The organism is Streptomyces yongxingensis, from assembly GCF_055597465.1.
The window spans coordinates 2,562,295-2,585,848 of record NZ_CM145717.1 but is presented as its reverse complement, the minus strand read 5'-3'; the positions used below and the strand labels follow the sequence as shown (position 1 = coordinate 2,585,848).

22 protein-coding genes are annotated in these 23,554 nt (G+C 71.5%); 17 read left to right on the top strand and 5 right to left on the bottom strand.

Annotated elements, in window-relative coordinates; translation table 11 throughout:
* The first annotated feature begins 133 nt into the window (after positions 1–133).
* The 15 genes from pgsA to ACZ6TD_RS10680 all read left to right on the top strand — a co-directional run bounded on the left by pgsA (position 134) and on the right by ACZ6TD_RS10680 (position 16,197).
* Entirely contained in the window at positions 134–802 is a 669-nt protein-coding gene (gene pgsA / locus ACZ6TD_RS10750) for a phosphatidylinositol phosphate synthase (protein WP_471352948.1), read from the top strand.
* A complete protein-coding gene (locus ACZ6TD_RS10745; RefSeq protein ID WP_471352946.1) occupies positions 799–1,788 on the top strand; it encodes a phosphatidylinositol mannoside acyltransferase in 990 nt (329 codons plus the stop codon). Before pgsA ends, ACZ6TD_RS10745 begins: the two co-directional genes overlap by 4 nt.
* A complete protein-coding gene (locus tag ACZ6TD_RS10740) occupies positions 1,785–2,945 on the top strand; it encodes a glycosyltransferase family 4 protein (protein ID WP_471352944.1) in 1,161 nt (386 codons plus the stop codon). The genes ACZ6TD_RS10745 and ACZ6TD_RS10740 overlap by 4 nt, the downstream gene beginning before the upstream one ends.
* A 154-nt stretch (positions 2,946–3,099) precedes the next feature.
* Positions 3,100–3,657, top strand: a complete 558-nt coding sequence (locus ACZ6TD_RS10735) for a hypothetical protein (protein WP_471352942.1) — start codon at positions 3,100–3,102, stop codon at positions 3,655–3,657.
* Between the two features lie 299 nt (positions 3,658–3,956).
* Entirely contained in the window at positions 3,957–4,805 is an 849-nt protein-coding gene (pdxS, locus tag ACZ6TD_RS10730; protein WP_471357621.1) for a pyridoxal 5'-phosphate synthase lyase subunit PdxS, read from the top strand.
* Positions 4,806–4,896: 91 nt separating this feature from the next.
* Positions 4,897–5,532 (top strand): pyridoxal 5'-phosphate synthase glutaminase subunit PdxT, encoded by a 636-nt coding sequence (gene pdxT, locus ACZ6TD_RS10725; RefSeq protein ID WP_471352940.1) that lies wholly within the window; start codon positions 4,897–4,899, stop codon positions 5,530–5,532.
* Between the two features lie 117 nt (positions 5,533–5,649).
* The gene (locus ACZ6TD_RS10720) at positions 5,650–6,402 is read left to right on the top strand and encodes a YebC/PmpR family DNA-binding transcriptional regulator (RefSeq protein WP_470007552.1); all 753 of its coding nucleotides are present in this window, start codon (positions 5,650–5,652) and stop codon (positions 6,400–6,402) included.
* A 159-nt stretch (positions 6,403–6,561) separates the two neighbouring features.
* Complete coding sequence (gene ruvC, locus ACZ6TD_RS10715) at positions 6,562–7,185, top strand: crossover junction endodeoxyribonuclease RuvC (RefSeq protein ID WP_471352938.1); 624 nt, start codon at positions 6,562–6,564, stop codon at positions 7,183–7,185.
* Positions 7,182–7,802, top strand: a complete 621-nt coding sequence (ruvA, locus tag ACZ6TD_RS10710; RefSeq protein ID WP_471352936.1) for a Holliday junction branch migration protein RuvA — start codon at positions 7,182–7,184, stop codon at positions 7,800–7,802. Before ruvC ends, ruvA begins: the two co-directional genes overlap by 4 nt.
* Positions 7,803–7,869: 67 nt before the next feature.
* Positions 7,870–8,958, top strand: coding sequence for a Holliday junction branch migration DNA helicase RuvB (gene ruvB / locus ACZ6TD_RS10705; RefSeq protein ID WP_471352934.1), 1,089 nt, complete (start codon positions 7,870–7,872; stop codon positions 8,956–8,958).
* Between the two features lie 273 nt (positions 8,959–9,231).
* On the top strand, positions 9,232–9,789 hold the full coding sequence (gene yajC, locus ACZ6TD_RS10700) for a preprotein translocase subunit YajC (protein ID WP_471352932.1): 558 nt from the start codon (positions 9,232–9,234) through the stop codon (positions 9,787–9,789).
* A 150-nt stretch (positions 9,790–9,939) separates the two neighbouring features.
* On the top strand, positions 9,940–11,736 hold the full coding sequence (gene secD, locus ACZ6TD_RS10695; RefSeq protein WP_471352930.1) for a protein translocase subunit SecD: 1,797 nt from the start codon (positions 9,940–9,942) through the stop codon (positions 11,734–11,736).
* 1 nt (position 11,737) lies between these two features.
* On the top strand, positions 11,738–12,859 hold the full coding sequence (gene secF / locus ACZ6TD_RS10690) for a protein translocase subunit SecF (protein WP_471352928.1): 1,122 nt from the start codon (positions 11,738–11,740) through the stop codon (positions 12,857–12,859).
* 17 nt (positions 12,860–12,876) lie between these two features.
* Positions 12,877–13,473, top strand: coding sequence for an adenine phosphoribosyltransferase (locus ACZ6TD_RS10685; RefSeq protein WP_471352926.1), 597 nt, complete (start codon positions 12,877–12,879; stop codon positions 13,471–13,473).
* 192 nt (positions 13,474–13,665) lie between these two features.
* Positions 13,666–16,197 (top strand): RelA/SpoT family protein, encoded by a 2,532-nt coding sequence (locus ACZ6TD_RS10680; RefSeq protein ID WP_471352924.1) that lies wholly within the window; start codon positions 13,666–13,668, stop codon positions 16,195–16,197.
* Positions 16,198–16,297: 100 nt separating this feature from the next.
* Here ACZ6TD_RS10680 and ACZ6TD_RS10675 read toward each other — a convergent pair whose 3' ends face one another.
* Both ACZ6TD_RS10675 and ACZ6TD_RS10670 read right to left on the bottom strand, forming a co-directional pair.
* Positions 16,298–17,527, bottom strand: a complete 1,230-nt coding sequence (locus ACZ6TD_RS10675) for a DUF349 domain-containing protein (RefSeq protein ID WP_471352922.1) — start codon at positions 17,525–17,527, stop codon at positions 16,298–16,300.
* A gap of 209 nt (positions 17,528–17,736) precedes the next feature.
* The gene (locus tag ACZ6TD_RS10670; RefSeq protein WP_471352920.1) at positions 17,737–18,600 is read right to left on the bottom strand and encodes a peptidylprolyl isomerase; all 864 of its coding nucleotides are present in this window, start codon (positions 18,598–18,600) and stop codon (positions 17,737–17,739) included.
* 152 nt (positions 18,601–18,752) lie between these two features.
* On the opposite strand from ACZ6TD_RS10670, the gene ACZ6TD_RS10665 reads away from it, so the two are divergent.
* A complete protein-coding gene (locus ACZ6TD_RS10665; RefSeq protein WP_471352918.1) occupies positions 18,753–19,469 on the top strand; it encodes an MBL fold metallo-hydrolase in 717 nt (238 codons plus the stop codon).
* 13 nt (positions 19,470–19,482) lie between these two features.
* Positions 19,483–20,745, top strand: coding sequence for a histidine--tRNA ligase (hisS, locus tag ACZ6TD_RS10660; RefSeq protein ID WP_471352916.1), 1,263 nt, complete (start codon positions 19,483–19,485; stop codon positions 20,743–20,745).
* A gap of 85 nt (positions 20,746–20,830) precedes the next feature.
* Here the strand turns inward: hisS and ACZ6TD_RS10655 are convergent, their stop codons facing one another.
* The 3 genes from ACZ6TD_RS10655 to ACZ6TD_RS10645 are packed head-to-tail and all read right to left on the bottom strand — an operon-like array spanning position 20,831 to position 23,552.
* Positions 20,831–21,451, bottom strand: a complete 621-nt coding sequence (locus tag ACZ6TD_RS10655) for a response regulator (protein WP_470007569.1) — start codon at positions 21,449–21,451, stop codon at positions 20,831–20,833.
* Positions 21,448–22,743, bottom strand: a complete 1,296-nt coding sequence (locus ACZ6TD_RS10650) for a sensor histidine kinase (protein WP_471352913.1) — start codon at positions 22,741–22,743, stop codon at positions 21,448–21,450. Before ACZ6TD_RS10650 ends, ACZ6TD_RS10655 begins: the two co-directional genes overlap by 4 nt.
* Positions 22,701–23,552: an ABC transporter permease gene (locus ACZ6TD_RS10645; protein WP_471357618.1), complete on the bottom strand. Its 852-nt coding sequence runs from the start codon at positions 23,550–23,552 to the stop codon at positions 22,701–22,703. The genes ACZ6TD_RS10650 and ACZ6TD_RS10645 overlap by 43 nt, the downstream gene beginning before the upstream one ends.
* Positions 23,553–23,554 lie beyond the last annotated feature (2 nt).

Sequence of the window (23,554 nt, the reverse complement as noted above, 5' to 3'; positions counted from 1 at the left end):
CACAGGCGGCCGTACCGTGCACGGGGTCGCGGTGCTGTCCGACAGGTGCACGGCGCCCCTCCGGGGCGTGGCTACGATGGGCGCGCCGGTGGCCTCTTGACCACCCGGCCCGTTTCGACCCCCCGGGAAGGCCATGCTGAACAAGTACGCGCGTGCATTCTTCACGCGTGTTCTCACACCGTTCGCCGCCCTGCTGATCCGTCTCGGGGTCAGCCCCGACGCGGTGACCCTCACCGGCACCGCCGGCGTGTGCGCGGGCGCACTGGTCTTCTATCCCCGGGGGGAGTTCTTCTGGGGCACCGTCGTCATCACGCTGTTCGTCTTCTCCGACCTGGTCGACGGCAATATGGCGCGGCAGCTTGGGCGCTCCAGCCGCTGGGGCGCGTTCCTCGACTCCACGCTGGACCGGGTGGCCGACGGCGCGATCTTCGGCGGTCTGACGTTGTGGTACGCGGGCCGCGGGGACGACAATGTGCTGTGTGCGGTGACGATCTTCTGCCTCGCCAGCGGTCAGGTGGTCTCGTACACCAAGGCGCGCGGCGAGAGCATCGGCCTGCCGGTGAACGTCAACGGGCTGGTGGAGCGTGCCGAGCGGCTGGTGATCTCGCTGGTGGCGTGCGGCTTCTCGGGGCTGCACACGTTCGGCGTGCCGCATATCGAGATCCTGCTCCCGATCGCGCTGTGGATCGTGGCCGTCGGCAGCGCGGTGACCCTCGTCCAGCGGGTGGTGACGGTGCGCCGGGAGGCCGCGGAGGCGGACGCCGGGGAGCGGGCGGTGCCCCAGGAGGGCGAGGCGCGGTGAAGGGGAGGCTGACCGACGCGCTGTACGGACTCGGCTGGAGCACGGTCAAGAAGCTCCCGGAGCCGGTCGCCGTGGCGCTGGGGCAGCGCATCGCCGACCAGACGTGGAAGCGGCGCGGCAAGGGCGTGCTGCGCCTGGAGGCCAATCTGGCGCGCGTGGTGCCGGACGCCTCGCCCCGGCGGCTGGCCGAGCTGTCGCGGGCGGGCATGCGCTCGTACCTGCGCTACTGGATGGAGTCCTTCCGGCTTCCGGCGTGGAGCCCGGAGCGGATACGGGGCGGCTTCGACGTCAAGGACGTGCACTATCTGGTGGACGGTCTCGCCGAGGGCCGGGGCGTGATCCTGGCGCTGCCGCACATGGGCAACTACGACCTCGCCGGAGCCTGGGTGACCACTCATCTGGGGGTGCCCTTCACCACGGTCGCGGAGCGGCTGAAGCCGGAGTCGCTGTACGACCGGTTCGTGGCCTACCGCGAGGGGCTGGGCATGGAGGTACTGCCGCACCAGGGCGGGAGCGCCTTCGGGACGCTGGCGCGGCGGCTGCGTTCGGGCGGTCTGGTGTGCCTGGTGGCCGACCGCGATCTGTCGGCCTCGGGCGTGGAGGTGTCGTTCTTCGGCGAGCGGGCGAAGATGCCGGCCGGGCCCGCCGCGCTCGCCCTGCAGACCGGCGCCCTGCTGCTGCCGGTGACCCTCTGGTACGACGAGTCGCCGGTGATGCGGGGGCGGGTGCATCCGCCGGTCGAGGTGCCCGGGGACGGGAACCGCGCGGAGCGGATCGCCGTCATGACCCAGGAGATGGCCGACGCCTTCGCCTCGGGGATCTCCGAGCACCCGGAGGACTGGCACATGCTGCAGCGGCTGTGGCTCGCGGACCTGGATCGCGGTCCCGAAGGTCCCGGAAGCGGTGGAAGTCCCGAGGGTCACGGAAGTCCCGGAAGCCCCGGAAATCCTGGCGGCCCTGGACGCCCTGAAACGGAGAAGCCTTGAGGATCGGGATCGTCTGCCCGTACTCCTGGGATGTCCCAGGCGGCGTCCAGTTCCACATCCGCGATCTGGCCGACCATCTGCTCCGGCGCGGCCACCAGGTCTCCGTGCTGGCCCCGGCGGACGACGAGACGCCGCTGCCGCCGTACGTGGTCTCCGCCGGGCGCGCGGTGCCGGTGCCGTACAACGGCTCGGTGGCCCGGCTGAACTTCGGCTTCCTGTCGGCCGCGCGGGTGCGCCGCTGGCTGCACGACGGCGCCTTCGATGTCATCCACATCCACGAGCCCACCTCGCCCTCGCTGGGGCTGCTGGCCTGCTGGGCGGCCCAGGGGCCGATCGTCGCGACGTTCCACACCTCCAATCCACGCTCCCGGGCCATGATCGCCGCGTATCCGATCCTGCAGCCGGCGCTGGAGAAGATCAGCGCGCGGATCGCGGTGAGCGAGTACGCGCGCCGGACGCTGGTGGAGCACCTCGGCGGGGACGCGGTGGTCATCCCCAACGGCGTCGATGTGGGCTTCTTCGCGGACGCCGAGCCGAAGGAGGAGTGGCAGGGGGAGACGATCGGCTTCATCGGCCGGATCGATGAGCCCCGTAAGGGGCTGCCGGTGCTGATGCGCGCCCTGCCGAAGATCTTCGAGGCCCGGCCTGGGGCGCGGCTGCTGATCGCCGGGCGCGGCGACGAGAAGGAGGCCGTGGCCGATCTGCCGGCGCCGCTGCGGGAGCGTGTGGAGTTCCTGGGGATGGTCAGCGACGAGGACAAGGCGCGGCTGCTGCGCAGCGTCGATGTCTACATCGCGCCCAATACGGGCGGCGAGAGCTTCGGCATCATCCTCGTCGAGGCCATGTCGGCGGGGGCCGCGGTGCTCGCCAGCGACCTGGACGCGTTCGCCCAGGTGCTGGACGGGGGAGCGGCGGGTGAGCTGTTCGCCAACGAGGACGCCGACGCCCTGGCCGCTGCCGCGGTGCGGCTGCTGGGCAACGAGAAGCGGCTGGCCGAGCTGCGGGAGCGGGGCAGCCGGCACGTACGGCGCTTCGACTGGTCGACGGTGGGGGCGGACATCCTCGCGGTCTACGAGACGGTGACGGACGGGGCGGCGTCCGTGGCCGCGGACGACCGTACGCGGCTGTGGGCGCGGCTGGGGCTCGCGAGGGACTGAGCGCTCCGCTGGAAGGGCCCTGACCTGCCGTCGATCGTCCGCGGCGCCGTCGTGGCCTACCCGGGTGCGGCCGCCGCACACCGCCGTGCGCGGCGGTCCCGGCTGAAGGCTCCACCCCGGACGCCGGGGGCGGCAGGCGGTAGCGTGGCGGGCCGTGAGCACCTTGATCTGGATCGCGGTCGCCCTGGTCGTCATCGCCGTCTACCTGAGCTGGACGGCGGGACGCCTCGACCGGCTGCACAGCCGTCTGGACGCCGCGCGGGCCGCACTGGACGCGCAGCTGCTGCGGCGTGCCTCCGTCGCCCAGGAGCTGGCCACCGCCGGAGTGCTCGATCCCGCCGCCTCGATCGTGCTGTACCAGGCCGCGCACGCCGCCCGGCAGTCCGAGGAGGAGCACCGCGAGGTCGCCGAGAGCGAACTGAGCCAGGCGCTGCGGGCCGTCTTCGAACACAGCGCCCAGGCCGAGGCGGTACGGGAGGCGCCGGGTGGCGAGGACGCGCTGGGGGAGCTCACGGCGGCGGTAAGGCGGGTGCCGATGGCCCGGCGGTTCCACAACGACGCGGTGCGTGCGGCGCGGGCGCTGCGCCGTCATCGGACGGTGCGCTGGTTCCGGCTGGCGGGCCACGCTCCGTTCCCGCTCGCCTTCGAGATGGACGACGAGCCACCGGCGGCGCTCGGGCGGGTGCCGGGCACCGAGGAAGCCGATTGCTGAGGGGCCCTGCGGTGAGGGGGTGACCGCCCTTCGCGTACCGAGGATTCACCGGTCGCTTCGAGCCACCGGCCTTCGATTGGCCCTTGCCGCTCCCCGCTCCCGCGCGGTTTTGTCATTCGTGTAGCACGCACGCTCGTGACCTGGACCGGATGGCCGGGTCATGTACCGGTATCGAACGGCCCTACGATGGGCTCATCGCACTTTTCATTATCGAGTGAGGTCAAACCGTGTCCATCACGCCCGCCAGCACGTCCAACTCCGACGCCCCCGCGACCGGCACCGCCCGCGTCAAGCGCGGTATGGCCGAGCAGCTCAAGGGTGGCGTGATCATGGACGTCGTCACCCCCGAGCAGGCCAAGGTCGCCGAGGACGCCGGTGCCGTCGCGGTCATGGCCCTCGAGCGGGTGCCGGCCGACATCCGTAAGGACGGCGGCGTGGCCCGGATGTCCGACCCGGACATGATCGAGGGCATCATCGACGCCGTCTCCATCCCGGTGATGGCCAAGTCGCGGATCGGCCACTTCGTCGAGGCGCAGGTGCTGCAGTCGCTCGGCGTCGACTACATCGACGAGTCCGAGGTGCTCACCCCCGCCGACGAGGTCAACCACAGCGACAAGTGGTCCTTCACCACCCCGTTCGTCTGCGGAGCCACCAACCTGGGCGAGGCGCTGCGCCGGATCGCCGAGGGTGCGGCCATGATCCGTTCCAAGGGCGAGGCCGGTACCGGCAACGTCGTCGAGGCCGTGCGCCACCTGCGTCAGATCAAGGGCGAGATCGCCCGGCTGCGCGGCCTGGACAACCATGAGCTCTACGCGGCCGCCAAGGAGATCCGCGCCCCGTACGAGCTGGTCGCGGAGATCGCGCAGACCGGCAAGCTGCCGGTCGTGCTGTTCTCCGCCGGTGGCGTCGCCACCCCGGCCGACGCCGCGCTGATGCGCCAGCTCGGCGCCGAGGGCGTGTTCGTGGGCTCCGGCATCTTCAAGTCGGGCGACCCGGCCAAGCGCGCCGCCGCGATCGTGAAGGCCACCACCTTCTACGACGACCCCAAGGTCATCGCGGACGCGTCCCGGAACCTCGGCGAGGCCATGGTCGGCATCAACTGCGACACCCTCCCCGAGGCCGAGCGCTACGCCAGCCGCGGCTGGTAACCGGCGCCCGTACGGCACCACATGGCACCACGCGCTCCGGCCCACCGCCCCGGCGCGTGGTGCCCCTGACGTTCGAGAGGTCTTCGCTTCCGTGACCACGCCATCCACGTCGTCCGCACCGTCTCCGTCGACCACGTCCCCCGACGCCCCCGTGATCGGTGTGCTCGCCCTCCAGGGCGATGTCCGCGAGCATCTCGCCGCGCTCACCGCGGCCGGGGCCACGCCCCGGCAGGTCCGCAGGCCCGAGGAGCTCGCCGAGGTCGCGGCCCTGGTGATCCCCGGGGGCGAGTCGACCACCATGTCCAAGCTGGCGATCATCTTCGGGCTGCTGGAGCCACTGCGCGAGCGGGTCCGGGCCGGGATGCCGGTGTACGGTACGTGCGCGGGCATGATCATGCTCGCGGACAAGATCCTCGACGGCCGGGACGACCAGGAGACCATCGGCGGCATCGACATGATCGTGCGCCGTAACGCCTTCGGCCGTCAGAACGAGTCCTTCGAGGCCGAGGTCGACGTCCAGGGCATCGAGGACGGCCCGGTCGAGGGGGTCTTCATCCGAGCGCCGTGGGTCGAGTCCGTGGGCGGCGGTGCCGAGGTGCTCGCGACGTTCGACGGGCACACCGTCGCCGTCCGGCAGGGCAATGTCCTGGCGACCTCGTTCCACCCGGAGCTGACCGGGGACCACCGGGTGCACCGGCTCTTCGTGGACATGGTGCGGCGCGCGTAGCGCTGGGCCGTGGTGGTGGGGGGAGAGACGGGAGGGCGGTCCGCGCCGCGGCTGAGCCGATCCCGGTAGGATCTCAGGCGTTCGTACAGCAATGGGTTACGCGAAGGAGACAGGCGGATGTCCGGCCACTCTAAATGGGCTACGACGAAGCACAAGAAGGCCGTGATCGATGCCAAGCGCGGCAAGCTCTTCGCGAAGCTGATCAAGAACATCGAGGTCGCGGCCCGGATGGGCGGTGCGGACCCGGAGGGCAACCCGACGCTCTTCGACGCCATCCAGAAGGCGAAGAAGCAGTCGGTTCCGAACAAGAACATCGACAGCGCGGTCAAGCGTGGTGCCGGTCTGGAGGCCGGTGGCGCCGAGTACGAGACGATCATGTACGAGGGCTACGGCCCCAACGGCGTGGCGGTGCTCATCGAGTGTCTGACCGACAACCGCAACCGCGCGGCCTCCGACGTCCGCGTCGCCATGACGCGCAACGGCGGCTCGATGGCCGACCCGGGCTCCGTGTCGTACCTGTTCAACCGTAAGGGCGTCGTCATCGTCCCCAAGGGCGAGCTCACCGAGGACGACGTGCTGGGCGCGGTCCTGGACGCGGGCGCCGAGGAGGTCAACGACCTCGGTGAGTCCTTCGAGGTCATCAGCGAGGCCACCGACCTGGTCGCGGTCCGCACCGCCCTCCAGGAGGCGGGCATCGACTACGACTCGGCCGATGCCAACTTCGTGCCCACGATGCAGGTCCAGCTCGAGGAAGACGCCGCGCGCAAGATCTTCAAGCTGATCGACGCTCTCGAGGACAGCGACGACGTGCAGAACGTCTTCGCCAACTTCGACGTCTCCGACGAGGTCATGGCCAAGGTGGACGCCTGACGGCGGATCGGCGCGGCGGTCAACGCCCTTGGACAACGCCGAACGGGCCGGCGGGGCAGCACCCCACCGGCCCGTCGGCGTTGTCCGCGGGTGTTGTCGGCGGCAGCCGCTAGCCTGCGCAGGAACAGGTGACCGAAGCGCGGTGAGGGGAGGGGCGCGGTGCGTGTGCTGGGCGTGGACCCGGGGCTGACCCGATGCGGCGTCGGCGTGGTCGAGGGGGTCGCGGGCCGCCCGCTGCGGATGCTCGGCGTCGGCGTCATACGGACCGGGGCGGACGCCGCGACCGCCGACCGGCTCGTCCTCATCGAGCGCGGCATCGACGAGTGGCTGGACGCCCACCGGCCGGAATTCGTCGCCGTGGAGCGGGTGTTCAGCCAGCACAACGTGCGCACCGTCATGGGCACCGCCCAGGCCAGCGCCGTCGCCATGCTGTGCGCGGCCCGCCGCGGGCTGCCGGTCGCGCTGCACACCCCCAGCGAGGTCAAGGCGGCCGTGACCGGATCCGGGCGCGCGGACAAGGCGCAGGTCGGCTCGATGGTCACCCGGCTGCTGCGGCTGGACGCACCGCCCAAACCGGCCGACGCCGCCGACGCCCTGGCGCTCGCCATCTGCCATATCTGGCGAGCCCCCGCCACCAACCGCCTCCAGCAGGCCGTCGCAGCCCACCGCACCACAAGCCCCGCCCGCACCTCGAGCAGCTCCCGCCCCACCAACACCGCCCACACCACGAACACCGCCAGCCCCACGAGCAGCGCGCGCACCACGAAAGGCCGTACCTCATGATCGCGTTCGTCTCCGGTCCGGTGGCGGCCGTCGCCCCGGACACCGCCGTGATCGAGGTCGGCGGGATCGGTATGGCGGTCCAGTGCACCCCGGCCACCCTGGCCGGGCTGCGCGTCGGCCAGCAGGCCCGGCTGGCCACCTCCCTCGTCGTCCGCGAGGACTCGCTGACCCTCTACGGCTTCGCCGACGACGACGAGCGCCAGGTCTTCGAGCTGCTCCAGACCGCCAGCGGGGTCGGCCCCCGGCTGGCCCAGGCCATGCTGGCCGTGCACTCCCCGGACGCGCTGCGGCTCGCGGTGTCCACCGGGGACGAGAAGGCGCTCACCGCCGTCCCCGGCATCGGCAAGAAGGGGGCGCAGCGGCTGCTGCTGGAGCTCAAGGACCGGCTCGGCGAGCCGCTCGGCTCCGCCGTGCCCGGCGCCCGCTCGGCGGCCGCCCCCGGCTGGAGCGACCAGTTGCACACCGCACTGGTCGGCCTCGGCTACGCCACCCGGGAGGCCGACGAGGCGGTGGCCGCCGTCACCCCGCAGGCCGAGGAGACGGTCGCCGCGGGCGGCACACCCCAGGTGGCTCAGCTGCTGCGGGCCGCCCTGCAGACCCTGAACCGCACACGGTGAGCCACCGCGGCCGCGGCAGGCCGCGACCGGCGGCACCACCGAAGACGACATCGCGAGGCGAAACGCAGTGAACTGGGACGAGACCCCACCGGCCACCGCCGACGACGCCCCGTCCGGCGCGGGCGGCAGGCTGGTGGGCGCCGACGCCGACGGCGACGACCAGGCGGTGGAGGCCGCGCTGCGCCCCAAGGACCTCGGCGAGTTCGTCGGGCAGGAGCGGGTCCGCGAGCAACTGGACCTGGTGCTCAAGGCGGCCAGGCAGCGCGGCGGCACCGCCGACCACGTGCTGCTCTCCGGCGCGCCCGGACTGGGCAAGACCACCCTCTCCATGATCATCGCCGCCGAGATGGGCGCCCCGATCCGGATCACCTCCGGCCCGGCCATCCAGCACGCCGGCGACCTGGCCGCGATCCTCTCCTCCCTCGCCGAGGGCGAGGTGCTCTTCCTCGACGAGATCCACCGGATGTCCCGGCCCGCCGAGGAGATGCTCTACATGGCGATGGAGGACTTCCGCGTCGACGTCATCGTCGGCAAGGGGCCCGGGGCCACCGCCATCCCGCTGGAGCTGCCGCCGTTCACGCTGGTCGGCGCCACCACCCGGGCCGGGCTGCTGCCGCCCCCGCTGCGCGACCGCTTCGGCTTCACCGGCCATATGGAGTTCTACGCCCCGGCCGAGCTGGAGCTGGTCGTCCACCGTTCCGCCGGGCTGCTCGACGTGACCATCGAGCCCGAGGGCGCGTCCGAGATCGCGGGCCGCTCCCGCGGCACCCCCCGGATCGCCAACCGTCTGCTGCGCCGGGTGCGCGACTACGCCCAGGTCAAGGCGGACGGGGTGATCACCCGCGAGATCGCCGCCAGCGCCCTGGCCGTCTACGACGTGGACGAGCGCGGCCTGGACCGGCTGGACCGGGCGGTGCTCAGCGCCCTGCTCAAGCTGTTCGGTGGCGGGCCGGTGGGCCTGTCGACCCTGGCGGTCGCGGTGGGGGAGGAGCGTGAGACGGTGGAGGAGGTCGCCGAGCCCTTCCTGGTCCGGGAGGGGCTGCTGGCCCGTACCCCCCGGGGGCGGATCGGCACCCCGGCGGCCTGGGCGCATATGGGGCTCACCCCGCCGCCCCAGACCGCCGCCGGCGGTCAGGCGGGCCTCTTCGAGGCATGATGGGCCGGGGACGCGGCATGAGGGCGCGTGACGTGCCATGACGGGCCGGACGGGCCGCGGCAAGGCATAAGCGCTCGCTTACCCGGCATCATGGCGTAGAGGACCAATAATGGCGGGGTCAGGAACCCCGGTGCCGCGCCGGGCGTTGTTCCATTGGCGTGGGCTCGCTTAGACTCCGCCGATGCCGTCCGTATGCCGTCCGCTCACTGTGCGGTATACCCACCCCCGTAGACCAGGCCGCTCCCCGCGGTCGTGTGAAGGAATTTCCGTCCCGTGAATATCGTGACTCTCCTGCCGTTCATCGTGCTTATCGGGGCCATGTTCCTGATGACGCGTTCGGCCAAGAACAAGCAGCGCCAGGCCCAGTCGATGCGCAATGAGATGCAGCCGGGTTCCGGCGTGCGGACCATCGGCGGCATGTACGCGACGGTCAAGGAGGTCCACGACGACACGGTCCTCCTCGAGGTGGCCCCCGGCGTGCACGCGATCTACGCGAAGAACGCGGTGGGAGCCGTCCTGCCGGACTCCGAGTACAACCGCATCGTGCACGGCATCGACCCCGACGAGGACGCCACCGACACCCCTGTCGTTCCCGACGACGCCTCCTCGCTGACCGAGGCCGCGGACGCCGACGCCGACTCGTCCGCCGACAAGGCCGACACGGCGGACAAGGCCGACGACGCGGTCGAGAAGGCCGACGCGGCCGACGAGGCGGAGGACGAGGCCGGGAAGACGGACGTCAAGAAGATCGACCTCGGCAAGGACGAAGCCGCCGCCGCGGCGAGCACCTCCGAGGACGACAAGCGGGACGGCGGCACCGACGCGAAGTAAGTCCGTCATCCGGGAACCGCGGCGCGCCCTCGATCGGTGCGCCGCGGTTCCCTGGACGGTCTAGGCTCCGGCGGGGGCCCGTCCCCACAAGACTTCGTGCCGCCCCGCGCACACCCGATGCGGGGCGGTTGGACAGGGAGATACGAGAAGGTGGCAGCACCGAAGAAGGGCCGCAGGTCCTCCGGGTCACAGGGCAGGCCAGGGCGCCCCTTGGCCGTCATCCTGATCGCCATCGCGGCGCTGACCGGAGGCATGTTCGTCTCCGGTCACACCACGCCGCGACTGGGTATCGATCTCGCGGGCGGCACCAGCTTCACGCTGGAGGCCAAGAACCAACCGGGCAAGCCCAACGCGATCAACACGGACAACATGAACACCGCCGTGGGGATCATCGAGCGGCGGGTCAACGGTCTGGGTGTCTCCGAGGCCGAGGTCCAGACGCAGGGTGAGAAGCACATCATCGTGAACATCCCCAAGGGGACGAACGCGAAGCAGGCCCGGCAGCAGGTCGGCACCACCGCCCAGCTCTACTTCCGGCCGGTGGTCACGACCACCAGCGGCCAGAAGACCCCCGAGAAGCCCAACTCCACCCCCAGCCCGTCGGCCAGCGCCAGCGGCAAGGGCCAGGACAAGGGCGACGACAAGGGCGGCAAGCCGTCCGGTACGCCGTCGGCCTCGTCATCGGCCTCCTCGTCCTCCTCCGCCAGCCCCAGCACCCAGGGGCGGGCCCTCTCCAAGGGCCTGAAGGCCGACGAGAAGCCCGGCGGGAGCCCCTCGCCGTCGAAGACCCCGAAGCCCGACCCGTCCAAGAGCCCCTCGGGCTCCAGCGGCCAGGAAGAGCTGGCCAAGCAGTTCGCGAAGCTGGACTGCACCACCAAGGCCGGACGCGCCGCGGCGGCCGAGAAGGCGGCCAACGCCAAGCCGACCGACTCGGTGCTGGCCTGCAGCCAGAAGGGCGACGCCAAGTTCGTCCTCGGCCCCTCCGAGGTCGAGGGCACCGACGTGGACGACGCCTCGTCGGTCTTCGAGAGCCAGAACGGGGCGGGCTGGATCGTCCAGCTCGACTTCAACAACAAGGGCTCCAAGAAGTTCGCCAAGACCACCGGCGAGCTGACCAAGCAGCAGTCCCCGCAGAACCGCTTCGCGATCGTCCTGGACGGCGAGGTCGTCTCCGACCCCGAGGTCACCCAGGGCGCCATCACCGGCGGCCGTGCCACCATCTCCGGCGGCTTCACCCAGCAGAGCTCCGAGGACCTGGCCAACGTGCTGTCCTTCGGCGCGCTCCCGCTGTCCTTCGACATCGCCGACGAGACCACCGTCTCCGCCGCGCTCGGCGGTGAGCAACTGGACGCCGGTCTGATCGCCGGTGCCCTCGGCCTCGCGCTCGTCGTGATCTACCTGGTCGTCTACTACCGCGGTCTCGCCCTCGTGGCCATGGCCAGCCTCGGCGTCTCCGCGATCCTGACGTACACGATCATGGTGCTGCTCGGCCCGGGCATCGGCTTCGCGCTGAACTTGCCGGCGGTCTGCGGCGCGATCGTGGCCATCGGTATCACCGCCGACTCGTTCATCGTCTACTTCGAACGGATCCGCGACGAGATCCGGGAGGGCCGCTCGCTGCGCCCCGCGGTCGAGCGCGGCTGGCCGCGGGCCCGGCGCACCATCCTGGTGTCCGACTTCGTGTCCTTCCTGGCCGCCGCGGTGCTCTACATCGTCACCGTCGGCAAGGTGCAGGGCTTCGCCTTCACTCTGGGCCTGACCACGCTGCTCGACATCGCCGTGGTGTTCCTCTTCACCAAGCCGCTGATGACGATCCTCGCCCGCCGTCCGTTCTTCGGGAACGGCCACCCGTGGTCCGGCCTTGACCCCAAGCGCCTCGGGGCCACACCGCCGCTGCGCCGTCGCCGTCCCGCCGCCCCCGGTCCCGCTGACACGAAGGAGGCGTGAGATGTCGCGACTCGGCACTCTCGGCGCCAGGCTCTACCGAGGCGAGGTCGGCTACGACTTCGTCGGCAAGCGGAAGATCTGGTACGGCGTCTCGATACTGATCACCATCACGGCCATCGTGGGCCTGGCGGTGCGCGGCCTGAACATGGGCATCGAGTTCTCCGGCGGCGCGGTCTTCACGACCCCCAACACCAAGGTCTCGAGCACCGATGTGCGCCAGGCGGCCGAGGACGCCTCCGGCGGCCACACCGTCGTCGTCCAGGAGCTCGGCCGCGGCGGGATGCGGATCCAGATCAGCGAGCTGGGCACCAAGGAGGCGCTGCCGGTCCAGGAGCAGCTCGCCAAGGAGCTGGGCGTCAAGACCAGCAAGATCGACACCCAGCTGGTCGGCCCGAGCTGGGGCGAGCAGATCGCCAGCAAGGCATGGCAGGGTCTGGCGATCTTCATGGTGCTGGTGGTGATCTATCTCGCCATCGCCTTCGAGTGGCGGATGGCGCTGGCCGCCCTGATCGCCCTGATCCACGACCTCACCATCACCGTCGGTGTCTACGCACTGGTCGGCTTCGAGGTCACCCCCGGCACCGTGATCGGTCTGCTGACGATCCTCGGTTATTCGCTCTACGACACCGTCGTGGTCTTCGACGGTCTCAAGGAAGCGTCGAAGGACATCACCAAGCAGACCCGCTTCACCTACAGCGAGATCGCTAACCGCAGCCTCAACTCGACCCTGGTGCGGTCCATCAACACCACGGTCGTGGCGCTGCTGCCGGTCGGCGCGCTGCTGTTCATCGGCGGCGGTCTGCTCGGCGCGGGCATGCTCAACGACATCTCCCTGGCGCTCTTCGTCGGCCTCGCCGCCGGTGCGTACTCCTCGATCTTCATCGCGACCCCGCTGGTCGCCGATCTGAAGGAGCGCGACCCGAGGATGAAGTCCCTGGCCAAGCGGGTGAAGGCCAAGCGTGCCGCGGCCGCCAAGGCCGAGACGGCCGACCCGTCCTCCGAGGAGGACGACGCCCCGGCCCTGGAGGACGCCGCCGCGGCCCCCGCCGGAGTCGTCGGCCAGCGCCGCCAGCCCGCCTCCCGCAACCGGGGGCGCGGCCGGCCGTCGGGCAAGCGGCGATGAGCGGGGGAGCCGGAGAGATGACGGAGACCACGAAGACCACGGCGGGCGGCCCGGACGGATTCGGCGGAGCCTCCGCCGAGGAACTGCGCACGCTGCTGCTCAGCCGCATCCAGGACGTGCCGGACTACCCCAAGCCGGGCGTGATGTTCAAGGACATCACCCCGCTGCTCGCCGACGCCGCGGCCTTCGGCGCGCTCACCGAGGCGCTCGCCGAGCTGTGCCTCCGGCACCGGGCGGACAAGGTGGTGGGCCTGGAGGCGCGCGGCTTCATCCTCGCCGCCCCGGCCGCCGTCCGCGCCGGAATCGGCTTCGTACCGGTCCGCAAGGCCGGCAAGCTCCCCGGGGCGACGCTCGCCCAGCGTTACGAGCTGGAGTACGGCACGGCCGAGATCGAGATACACGCCGACGCGCTGGAGCCCGGCGACCGGGTGCTGGTGATCGACGACGTGCTGGCCACCGGCGGCACCGCCGAGGCGTCCCTGCGGCTCATCCGGCGGGCCGGCGCCCGGATCGCCGGGGTCGCCGTGCTGCTGGAGCTCGGCTTCCTCGCCGGCCGCGACCGGCTGCTGGGCTCGCTCGACAGCGCCCCGCTGGAGGCCCTGATCACGGTCTGAGCCGGGCTTACGGCCCGTAGAACGGGCCGGGAGGACCGCCGGAGGGCGGGGACGCGCACCGCCGGGTCCCCGCCCTCCGCCATGCCGCCCCTGCCCCGTCGTGCCCGGCTTCGCGGTCGAGAGGCAAGCGGAGTGGCGGGATCGATACCATGGCAGCCCGACCCTTTCGGGTCCGGACCGCTAGGAGTGCTCTTGCCAGACGAGGCCCAGCCGCTCTCGCCCAAAGTCCGTCCGGGCGGAACCCCCTCCGCACAGCCGGACGCGCCCACCGCCGCCGAGCCGACGGCGGCCCCAGGCGTGCCCAGGAACAATGGCGACGGCACGGTCCGGCGCGGCCCCGAGCAGACCAGCCCGAAGCCCGCCGCGGGCCGCGGCAACAGCCTGCCCGCCACCACGCCCCCCGCGCGCCCCGTACAGAGCCCCGCGCCCCGCTCGGGCTCGTCCAACCGCGTGCGGGCCCGCCTGGCGCGCCTCGGCGTCCAGCGCTCCAGCCCGTACAACCCGGTACTGGAGCCGCTGCTGCGCATCGTGCGCGGCAACGACCCCAAGGCGGAGGCATCGACGCTGCGCCAGATCGAGCGCGCGTACCAGGTGGCCGAGCGCTGGCACCGCGGCCAGAAGCGCAAGAGCGGCGATCCGTACATCACCCACCCCCTCGCGGTGACCACGATCCTGGCCGAGCTGGGTATGGATCCGGCCACTTTGATGGCCGGGCTGCTGCATGACACCGTCGAGGACACCGAGTACGGGCTGGACACCCTGCGCCGTGACTTCGGCGACCAGGTCGCCCTGCTCGTCGACGGCGTCACCAAGCTGGACAAGGTCAAGTTCGGCGAGGCGGCCCAGGCCGAGACCGTGCGCAAGATGGTCGTCGCCATGGCCCGGGACCCCCGGGTGCTGGTGATCAAGCTGGCCGACCGGCTGCACAACATGCGCACCATGCGCTACCTCAAGCGGGAGAAGCAGGAGAAGAAGGCCCGCGAGACGCTCGAGATCTACGCCCCGCTCGCCCACCGCCTGGGCATGAACACCATCAAATGGGAGCTGGAGGACCTCGCCTTCGCGATCCTCTACCCCAAGATGTACGACGAGATCGTGCGGCTGGTCGCCGAGCGGGCCCCCAAGCGGGACGAGTACCTGGCCGTCGTCACCGACCAGGTCCAGGGCGATCTGCGGGCGGCGCGGATCAAGGCCACCGTCACCGGCCGGCCGAAGCACTACTACTCCGTCTACCAGAAGATGATCGTGCGCGGCCGCGACTTCGCCGAGATCTACGACCTGGTGGGCATCCGCGTCCTCGTCGACACCGTCCGCGACTGCTACGCGGCGCTCGGGACCATCCACGCGCGGTGGAACCCGGTGCCCGGGCGGTTCAAGGACTACATCGCGATGCCCAAGTTCAACATGTACCAGTCGCTGCACACGACGGTCATCGGGCCCAGCGGAAAGCCGGTCGAGCTGCAGATCCGCACCTTCGACATGCACCGCCGCGCCGAGTACGGCATCGCCGCGCACTGGAAGTACAAGCAGGAGGCGGTGGTCGGCGCCTCCAAGGTGCGCACCGATGTGCCCCGTAAGGCGGGCAAGGACGACGCCATCAACGACATGGCGTGGCTGCGGCAGCTCCTGGACTGGCAGAAGGAGACCGAGGACCCGGGCGAGTTCCTGGAGTCCCTGCGCTTCGACCTGTCCCGTAACGAGGTCTTCGTCTTCACGCCCAAGGGCGATGTCATAGCGCTTCCGGCCGGGGCCACCCCGGTCGACTTCGCCTACGCCGTGCACACCGAGGTCGGCCACCGTACGATCGGCGCCCGGGTCAACGGGCGGCTGGTGCCGCTGGAGTCCACCCTGGACAACGGCGACCTGGTGGAGGTCTTCACCTCCAAGGCGGCGGGCGCCGCGCCGTCCCGCGACTGGCTGGGCTTCGTCAAGTCGCCGCGCGCCCGTAACAAGATCCGCGCCTGGTTCTCCAAGGAGCGCCGGGACGAGGCCATCGAACAGGGCAAGGACGCGATCGTCCGGGCGATGCGCAAGCAGAACCTGCCCATCCAGCGGATCCTGACCGGCGACTCCCTGGTCACCCTCGCCCATGAGATGCGCTACCCCGACATCTCCGCGCTCTACGCGGCGATCGGCGAGGGCCATGTCTCCGCGCAGAACGTGGTGCAGAAGCTCGTCCAGGCGCTTGGCGGCGAGGAGGCCGCCAACGAGGACATCGCCGAGACCGCCCCGCCCATCCGCCGCACCAAGCGCCGCTCCAGCGCCGATCCGGGTGTGGTGGTCAAGGGTGTCGAGGACGTGTGGGTCAAGCTGGCCCGCTGCTGTACGCCGGTCCCCGGCGACCCCATCATCGGCTTCGTCACCCGCGGCAGCGGCGTCTCGGTGCACCGCGCCGACTGCGTCAACGTGGACTCGCTCTCGCAGCAGCCCGAGCGCATCCTCGACGTCGAATGGGCGCCCACCCAGTCGTCGGTCTTCCTGGTGGCCATCCAGGTCGAGGCGCTGGACCGGTCCAGGCTGCTGTCGGACGTCACCCGCGTGCTGTCCGACCAGCACGTCAACATCCTCTCCGCGGCGGTGCAGACCTCCCGCGACCGGGTGGCCACCTCGCGCTTCACCTTCGAGATGGGCGACCCCAAGCACCTGGGCCACGTCCTGAAGGCCGTGCGCGGCGTGGAGGGCGTCTACGACGTCTACCGGGTCACCTCGGCCCGCGCCCGCTGAGCACCCGCTGAGGAGATCCGCGTCCGCTGAGCACACGACGGCGGCGGCCCCCGGCGCCTTCGCACCGGGGGCCGCCGCCGTTGCGCCGATCGGCGCGCGCTCAGCCGCCGAACTCCTGGAGGCCCTTCAGCGCCTGGTCCAGCAGCGCCTGCCGGCCCTCGAGCTCCTTGGAGAGCTTGTCCGCCTTCGCGTTGTTCCCCGCCGCGCGGGCCGCGTCGATCTGGGACCGCAGCTTGTCCACGGCGTCCTGGAGCTGGCCGGTGAGCCCCTCGGCGCGCGCCCGCGCCTCGGGGTTGGTCCGCCGCCACTCCGTGTCCTCGGCCTCCTGGATGGCGCGCTCCACCGCGTGGATCCGGCCCTCGATACGGGCGCGGGCGTCCCTCGGCACATGGCCGATGGCCTCCCAGCGCTCGTTGATCGACCGGAAGGCCGCGCGGGACGCCTTCAGGTCCGAGATCGGCAGCAGCTTCTCGGCCTCGACGACGAGCTCCTCCTTACGGGTGAGATTCTCCCGCTGCTCGGCGTCACGCTCCGCGAAGGTCTCGCTCCGGGCCTGGAAGAAGACGTCCTGCGCACCGCGGAAGCGGTTCCACAGGTCCTCCTCGGCCTCGCGCTGGGCACGGCCCGCGGCCTTCCAGTCCGACATCAGCTCCCGGTACCGGGCCGCGGTCGGGCCCCAGTCGGTGGAGCCGGAGAGCGCCTCGGCCTCGGCGACCAGCTTCTCCTTGGTCTGCCGGGCCTCCTCGCGCTGTGCGTCCAGGGCCGCGAAGTGCGCCTTGCGCCGCTTGGAGAACGCCGAGCGGGCGTGCGAGAAGCGGTGCCACAGCTCGTCGTCGGTCTTGCGGTCCAGCCGGGGCAGGCCCTTCCAGGTGTCCACCAGGGCGCGCAGCCGCTCCCCGGCCGCCCGCCACTGCTCGCTGGCGGCCAGTTGCTCGGCCTCGGCGACCAGGTCCTCCTTGGCCCTGCGGGCCTCGTCGGCCTGGACCGCCTTGGCCGCCTTGCGCTGCTCGCGGCGGACCTCGACCTCCCCGGCGAGCTTGTCGAGCCGCTTCCTCAGCGCGTCCAGATCGCCGACCACGTGATGCTCGTCGACCTGCCGGCGGATGTGCTCGATGGCCGCCGTCGCGTCCTTGGCCGACAGATCGGTGGTCTTGACCCTGCGCTCGAGGAGGCCGATCTCGACGACCAGACCGTCGTACTTGCGCTCGAAGTAGGCGAGGGCCTCATCCGGCGATCCCGCCTGCCACGATCCGACGACCTGCTCCCCGTCGGCCGTACGCACGTACACGGTCCCCGCCTCGTCGACGCGGCCCCAAGGCTCGCTGCTCACAGCGCCTCCTCCACATGATGCCGGGGCGGGCGCGCGGCCCGCGGGCATCGTCCACAGTTTCTTCCGGCCGGGATACGCCCTGGCCGGTCTCACATCAGGGTGGCGGCCACCGGGGCAGGCACCCTACACAACGCCAACATAGGCGACCGGTGCCCCGGCTGTCCGTATCCTGCGCGACCGAAATTTCGCAGTACGCGGGCCCGGCGACCTCAGGACTTGGTGACCGTCGCCTTGTTGATCACCACGCTGGCGTTCGGGGCGGTGTTCATCGTCTGGTCCGGGGGAGCCGCCCCGGCGCCCGCGATCTTCTGCAGGACCTTCATCCCGGCCTTGTCCACGGTGCCGAAGGGCGTGTAGTCCGGCGGGAGGTCGCTCTTCTTGTAGACCAGGAAGAACTGGCTGCCGCCGGTGTTCCGGCCCTTCTTGGTCTGCGGGTTGTACTGGTTGGCCATGGCGACGGTCCCCGCCGGGTACTTGCCGCCCTTGATCGAGGCGTCCTTGAGGTTCTCGTCCGGGAGGGTGTAGCCGGGGCCGCCCGCGCCGGTGCCCTGCGGGTCACCGCACTGGAGCACGTAGATCCCCTGGTTCACCAGCCGGTGGCACTTGGTGTGGTCGAAGTAGCCCTTGCCCGCCAGGAAGCCGAAGGAGTTGACCGTGTGCGGCGCCTTGCCCGCGTCCATGGTCACGGAGATGTCCCCGCAGGTCGTCTCCAGCTTCATCGTGTAGGAGGCCGACTTGTCGATCGTGACCGCCGGCTCCTTCTTCCACGACAGCTTCTTGGGCTTCTTGCCCGCGACCGCCTTCGCCTCCTTGGCGCAGGGGTCCGGCGCCTTGCTGGTGGGGGCCGTCGAGGGGGTGGCGGAGGAGGCGGCGTCGTCCTTCTTGTCCTTGTCGTTCCCGGACAGTGCGCCTGTGGCCGCGACGGCACCGCCACCGGCCAGGACCACGGCCAGCACGGCGGCGATCACCACATTGCGCTGGCGCGACTTGCGCCGGGCGGTTTCGCGCCGCTGCTGCTGCCGAAGGTACTTCTCCCGGGCGAGTTGCCGCCGCCGCTGCTCGTTACTGACCACCGGGTCGTCTCCTCATGGCGTGTGCCGTCGGTGTGCTGCTGTTGTGTACGAGGGCTCGGCCGTACCGTATACGGGTTCGCTGTGGCCGGGGCGCCGCCGGTAGGCTCTGAAGCTGCCGACAAGCTTCCACCGGACGACTTCTAAGGACGATCGTGCTCATTGCCGGGTTCCCCGCCGGGGCCTGGGGGACCAACTGCTATCTGGTCGCCCCCGCCGCCGGTGAGGAGTGCGTGATCATCGACCCGGGCCACCAGGCGGCCCAAGGCGTCGCGGAGGCGGTCGCCAAGCACCGGCTCAAGCCCGTCGCCGTCGTCCTCACCCACGGCCACATCGACCATGTCGCCTCGGTCGTCCCGGTCTGCGGCGCACATGACGTACCGGCCTGGATCCACCCGTCCGACCGCTTCATGATGAGCGACCCCGAGAAGGCCCTCGGGCGCTCCATCGGGATGCCGCTGATGGGCGAACTCACCGTGGGCGAGCCGGATGACGTCAAGGAGCTGGCCGACGGCGCCGAGCTGAAGCTGGCCGGTCTGGAGCTCACCGTCGCGCACGCCCCGGGCCATACCAAGGGGTCGGTGACCTTCCAGATGCCCGAGCAGGCGGACATCCCGTCCGTCTTCTTCTCGGGCGATCTGCTCTTCGCCGGCTCCATCGGACGCACCGATCTGCCCGGCGGCGATCACGCCGAGATCCTCGAGTCGCTGGCCCGTGTGGTCCTGCCGCTCGACGACTCGACCGTGGTGCTGTCCGGCCACGGCCCCCAGACCAGCATCGGCCGCGAGCGCGCCACCAACCCGTTTCTGCGTGAGGTGGCCGCCGGCCTGGGAGACGGCGCCCGGCGCCCGGCTCCGCGACGAGGAATGTGACGAGAGACTTCCGTTGAGCACCTTCAAAGCCCCCCGGGGCACGTACGACCTGATCCCGCCGGCCTCCGCGACGTACCTCGCGGTGCGCGAGGCGATCGCCGCACCGCTCAAGCGCTCCGGCTACGGCTACATCGAGACCCCCGGTTTCGAGAACGTGGAGCTCTTCGCGCGCGGCGTCGGCGAGTCCACCGACATCGTGACCAAGGAGATGTACACCCTCACCACCAAGGGCGGCGACGAGCTCGCGCTGCGCCCCGAGGGCACCGCCTCGGTGCTGCGGGCCGCCCTGGAGGCCAATCTCCACAAGGCCGGATCGTTGCCGGTCAAGCTCTGGTACTCGGGCTCGTACTACCGCTACGAGCGGCCGCAGAAGGGCCGCTACCGCCACTTCTCGCAGGTCGGCGCGGAGGCGATCGGCGCCGAGGACCCGGCCCTGGACGCCGAGCTGATCGTCCTGGCCCACGACGCCTACCGCTCGCTGGGGCTGCGCGACTTCCGCATCCTGCTGAACTCGCTCGGCGACGCCACCTGCCGCCCCGTCTACCGGACCGCCCTCCAGGACTTCCTGCGCGCCCTGGACCTGGACGAGGACACCCGGCGGCGCGTGGAGATCAACCCGCTGCGGGTGCTGGACGACAAGCGCGAGGCGGTGCGCGCCCAGCTCGCCGGCGCCCCGCTGCTGCGCGACTTCCTGTGCGAGGAGTGCAAGGCGTACCACGCGGAGGTCCGCGAGCTGATCACCGCCCGGGGCGTGGAATTCGAGGACGACGCGAGGCTGGTGCGCGGCCTGGACTACTACACCCGCACCACCTTCGAGTTCGTCCACGACGGCCTGGGCTCCCAGTCCGCGGTCGGCGGCGGCGGCCGCTACGACGGGCTCTCGGAGATGATCGGCGGTCCGGCGCTGCCCTCGGTGGGCTGGGCGCTCGGCGTGGACCGTACGGTGCTCGCGCTGGAGGCCGAGGGAGTTGAGCTGAACCTGCCCGCCGCCGTCAGCGTCTTCGCGGTGCCGCTGGGGGAGGAGGCCCGCAAGGTCCTCTTCGGCCTGGTCGGCGAGCTCCGTACGGCGGGCATCGCCACGGACTTCGCCTACGGCGGCAAGGGTCTGAAGGCCGCGATGAAGGCCGCCAACCGCAGCGGCGCCCGCTACACGATCGTGGCGGGCGAGCGCGACCTCGCCGAGGACGTGGTCCAGCTCAAGGACATGGACTCCGGCGAGCAGTCCCCGGTCCCGCTGACCGAGGTGGTCGAAGCGGTCCGCGCACGCCTCGCCTGAGGGACGCTCGAGCCTCGCCTGACCGAGGCGCGAACCGACGCACGAAAGGGGCCCGGGAACGTCCCCGGGCCCCTTTCGTGCGTCCCTACAGCAGCCCCAGCCGCATCGCGCTGGTGACCGCCGCGGTGCGGTCGTCCACGCCCAGCTTGCCGAAGGCCCGCAGCAGATGGGTCTTCACCGTCGACTCGCCGATGAAGAGACGGCGGCCGATCTCCGCGTTGGTGCACCCCTCCGCGACCAGCCGCAGCACGGCCGTCTCCCGCTCGGAGAGGCGGGGTCGCTCGGGCCGGTCGCGCAGCTGGTCCATCAGCCGCGCGGCCACGGACGGGGCCAGTACGGTCTCGCCGCGCGCGGCGGAGCGCACGGCCTCGGCGAGTTCGGCGCGGGGCATGTCCTTGAGCAGATAGCCCGCCGCACCCGCCTCCACCGCGCGCAGGATGTCCCCGTCGGTCTCGTACGTGGTCAGCACGATCACCCGGGACGGCAGTCCGGCGGCGGTCATCCGGGCGATCGACTCCACTCCGTCGCCGTCCGGCATCCGCAGGTCCATCAGCACCACATCGGGCCGCAGCGAGGCGGACAGCGCCTCCGCCCGCGGGCCGCTGTCCGCCTCGCCGACGACCGTCAGATCGGGTTCGGCGCCGAGCATGCCGCGCAGCCCCTCCCGCACCACCGGGTGGTCGTCCGCGATCAGGATCCGGATCACCGTGCACTCCTCGTTCGTACCGTCGGCCGGGAGGGATGGGTGGACGGGGCGGGCGGCCGGACGGGCAGTTCGAACGCGACCGTCGTGCCCTCGCCCGGGGCGGCGGCCACCTCAGCCGTGCCGCTCACCTCGCCCGCCCGTGCGCGCAGCCCGGCCAGGCCGTAGCCCTCGGACGGGGCGCTGGGGTCGAAGCCGCGGCCGGTGTCCCGGACCCGCAGCCGCAGCGCGTCCTCGCCGTAGCCGAGCGCGATGGTCACCACCGCGCCCGGCCCCGCGTGCCGGCGGGCGTTGGCCAGCGCCTCCTGACAGCCGCGCAGCGCCACCACCTCCACGGCGGCGGGCAGCGGCCGGACCGCCCCCGAGACCTCGACGCGGGCGGGGGCGCCGGTCTGCTCCCCGTGCCGCGCGGCCAGCCGCCGCAGCGCGTCGGGGAGCGAACTGCCGTCCAGGTCCGCCGGGCCCGCCCCGGCGACCAGCGCCCGGGCCTCCGCGAGGTTCTCCCGGGCCGTACGGGCCATGAGGCCCAAGTGGCGGCGGGCCAGCGGCATATCGTGGTCCAGCTCCGACTCCACGGCCTGAACCAGCATCAGCAGGCTGGTGAAGCCCTGGGCGAGGGTGTCGTGGATCTCCCGGGTCAGCCGCTCCCGCTCCGCGAGGGCGCCGTGCGCGACCGACAGCCGGGCCACCTCCTCGCGGCTGGCCTCCAGTTCGGCGATCAGCCGGGCGCGCTCGGTGCTCTGCTGCAGGACCATGATGATCCAGCTGCCGATGAGCAGCGAGAAGGCCCAGGAGACGGCCGCGAAGAGGGAGTTGAAGAACAGATCCCCGGAGTCCGGCCGTTCCACGAGCGCCCACACCACCACCGGGGCGATGTTGATCACGGTGACCGCGATCAGCGCCCTGCGCATCCGCAGCAGCATGAAGCACTGCGGCGTCAGCGCGAAGATGGCGATCCGGACCTCGCCGACCAGCGCCGACGGCACCACGAACAGCAGGAAGAGCCCCACCAGATAGACCACCGCGCGGGGCTGGTCCTCGGCCTCCGCGAGCAGCACCGGCCGGCCGACCAGCACGTACCACGGCGCGGTCGCGGCGAAGAAGGCCGCCGCGACCGCGCGCAGTCCGGGCCCGGGGTCCGATCCGCCCAGGACGAACAGGAAGGTGGCCGCGAAGACGATCGCGAAATAGACGTCCCAGCGGCGGTAGGTGCGGTGGTACACGTCCGGATCGCGGGGGCCGGCCGGTTCGCTCAGCCGTCCCGGCGGCTCTTCCAGCGGAAGGTCAGCAGACACAGCACCAATCCTCCGACGCACCACGCGCCCAGCACCAGGGCGATCCGCCCGTACTCCCAGGAGCCCGCCTGCTCCAGCGCGGCCGCCGAGTCCGGCAGGAACACCCCCCGGAACCCCTGGCACATCCACTTCAGCGGGAAGAGGGCGCCCACGTCCAGCATCCAGTCGGGCAGCGTGTCGATCGAGATGAAGACGCCGGAGATGAACTGGAGCACCAGGAACGGCAGAACGACCACCGAGGTGGCGCTCTTGCCCGAGCGCGGGACGCTGCTGACCGCGATGCCCAGCAGCGCACAGCCGGTCAGTCCGAGGGCGAAGACCCAGGCGAAGGTGAACCAGGTGGCCGCGCCCGTGGGCAGATCGAGGTCGAAGAGCGCCGTGCCGACGACCAGCAGCAGCACCGTCTCCGCGATCCCGGAGACCAGGACCAGCCACAGCTTGCCGAGGAAGTACGCGGCCGGGGGCATCGGCGTACCGCGCAGCCGCCGCAGCACCTTCTCGTCCCGTTCCAGCGCGATGGAGACGCCCAGCGACTGGAAGCTGGTCGACATCACCCCCGACGCGATCATCGCCGCGGCGTACAGCTGGGAGGCGGTCACGCCCGCGCCCCGCACATCGTCCCGGAAGATCGAGGCGAACAGGGCCAGGAAGACGATGGGGAAGGCGAAGGTGAAGACCACCTGTTCGCGTCGGCGGAAGAACTGCTTGAGCTCCAGGACGCCCCGGTGCAGCCCGAGGGTCCAGGCGCCGGGCAGCCGCCCGGGGGCGGCCCCGGAGGCGCGGCGGGCGGTGGCGGAGGTGGTGGTCATGG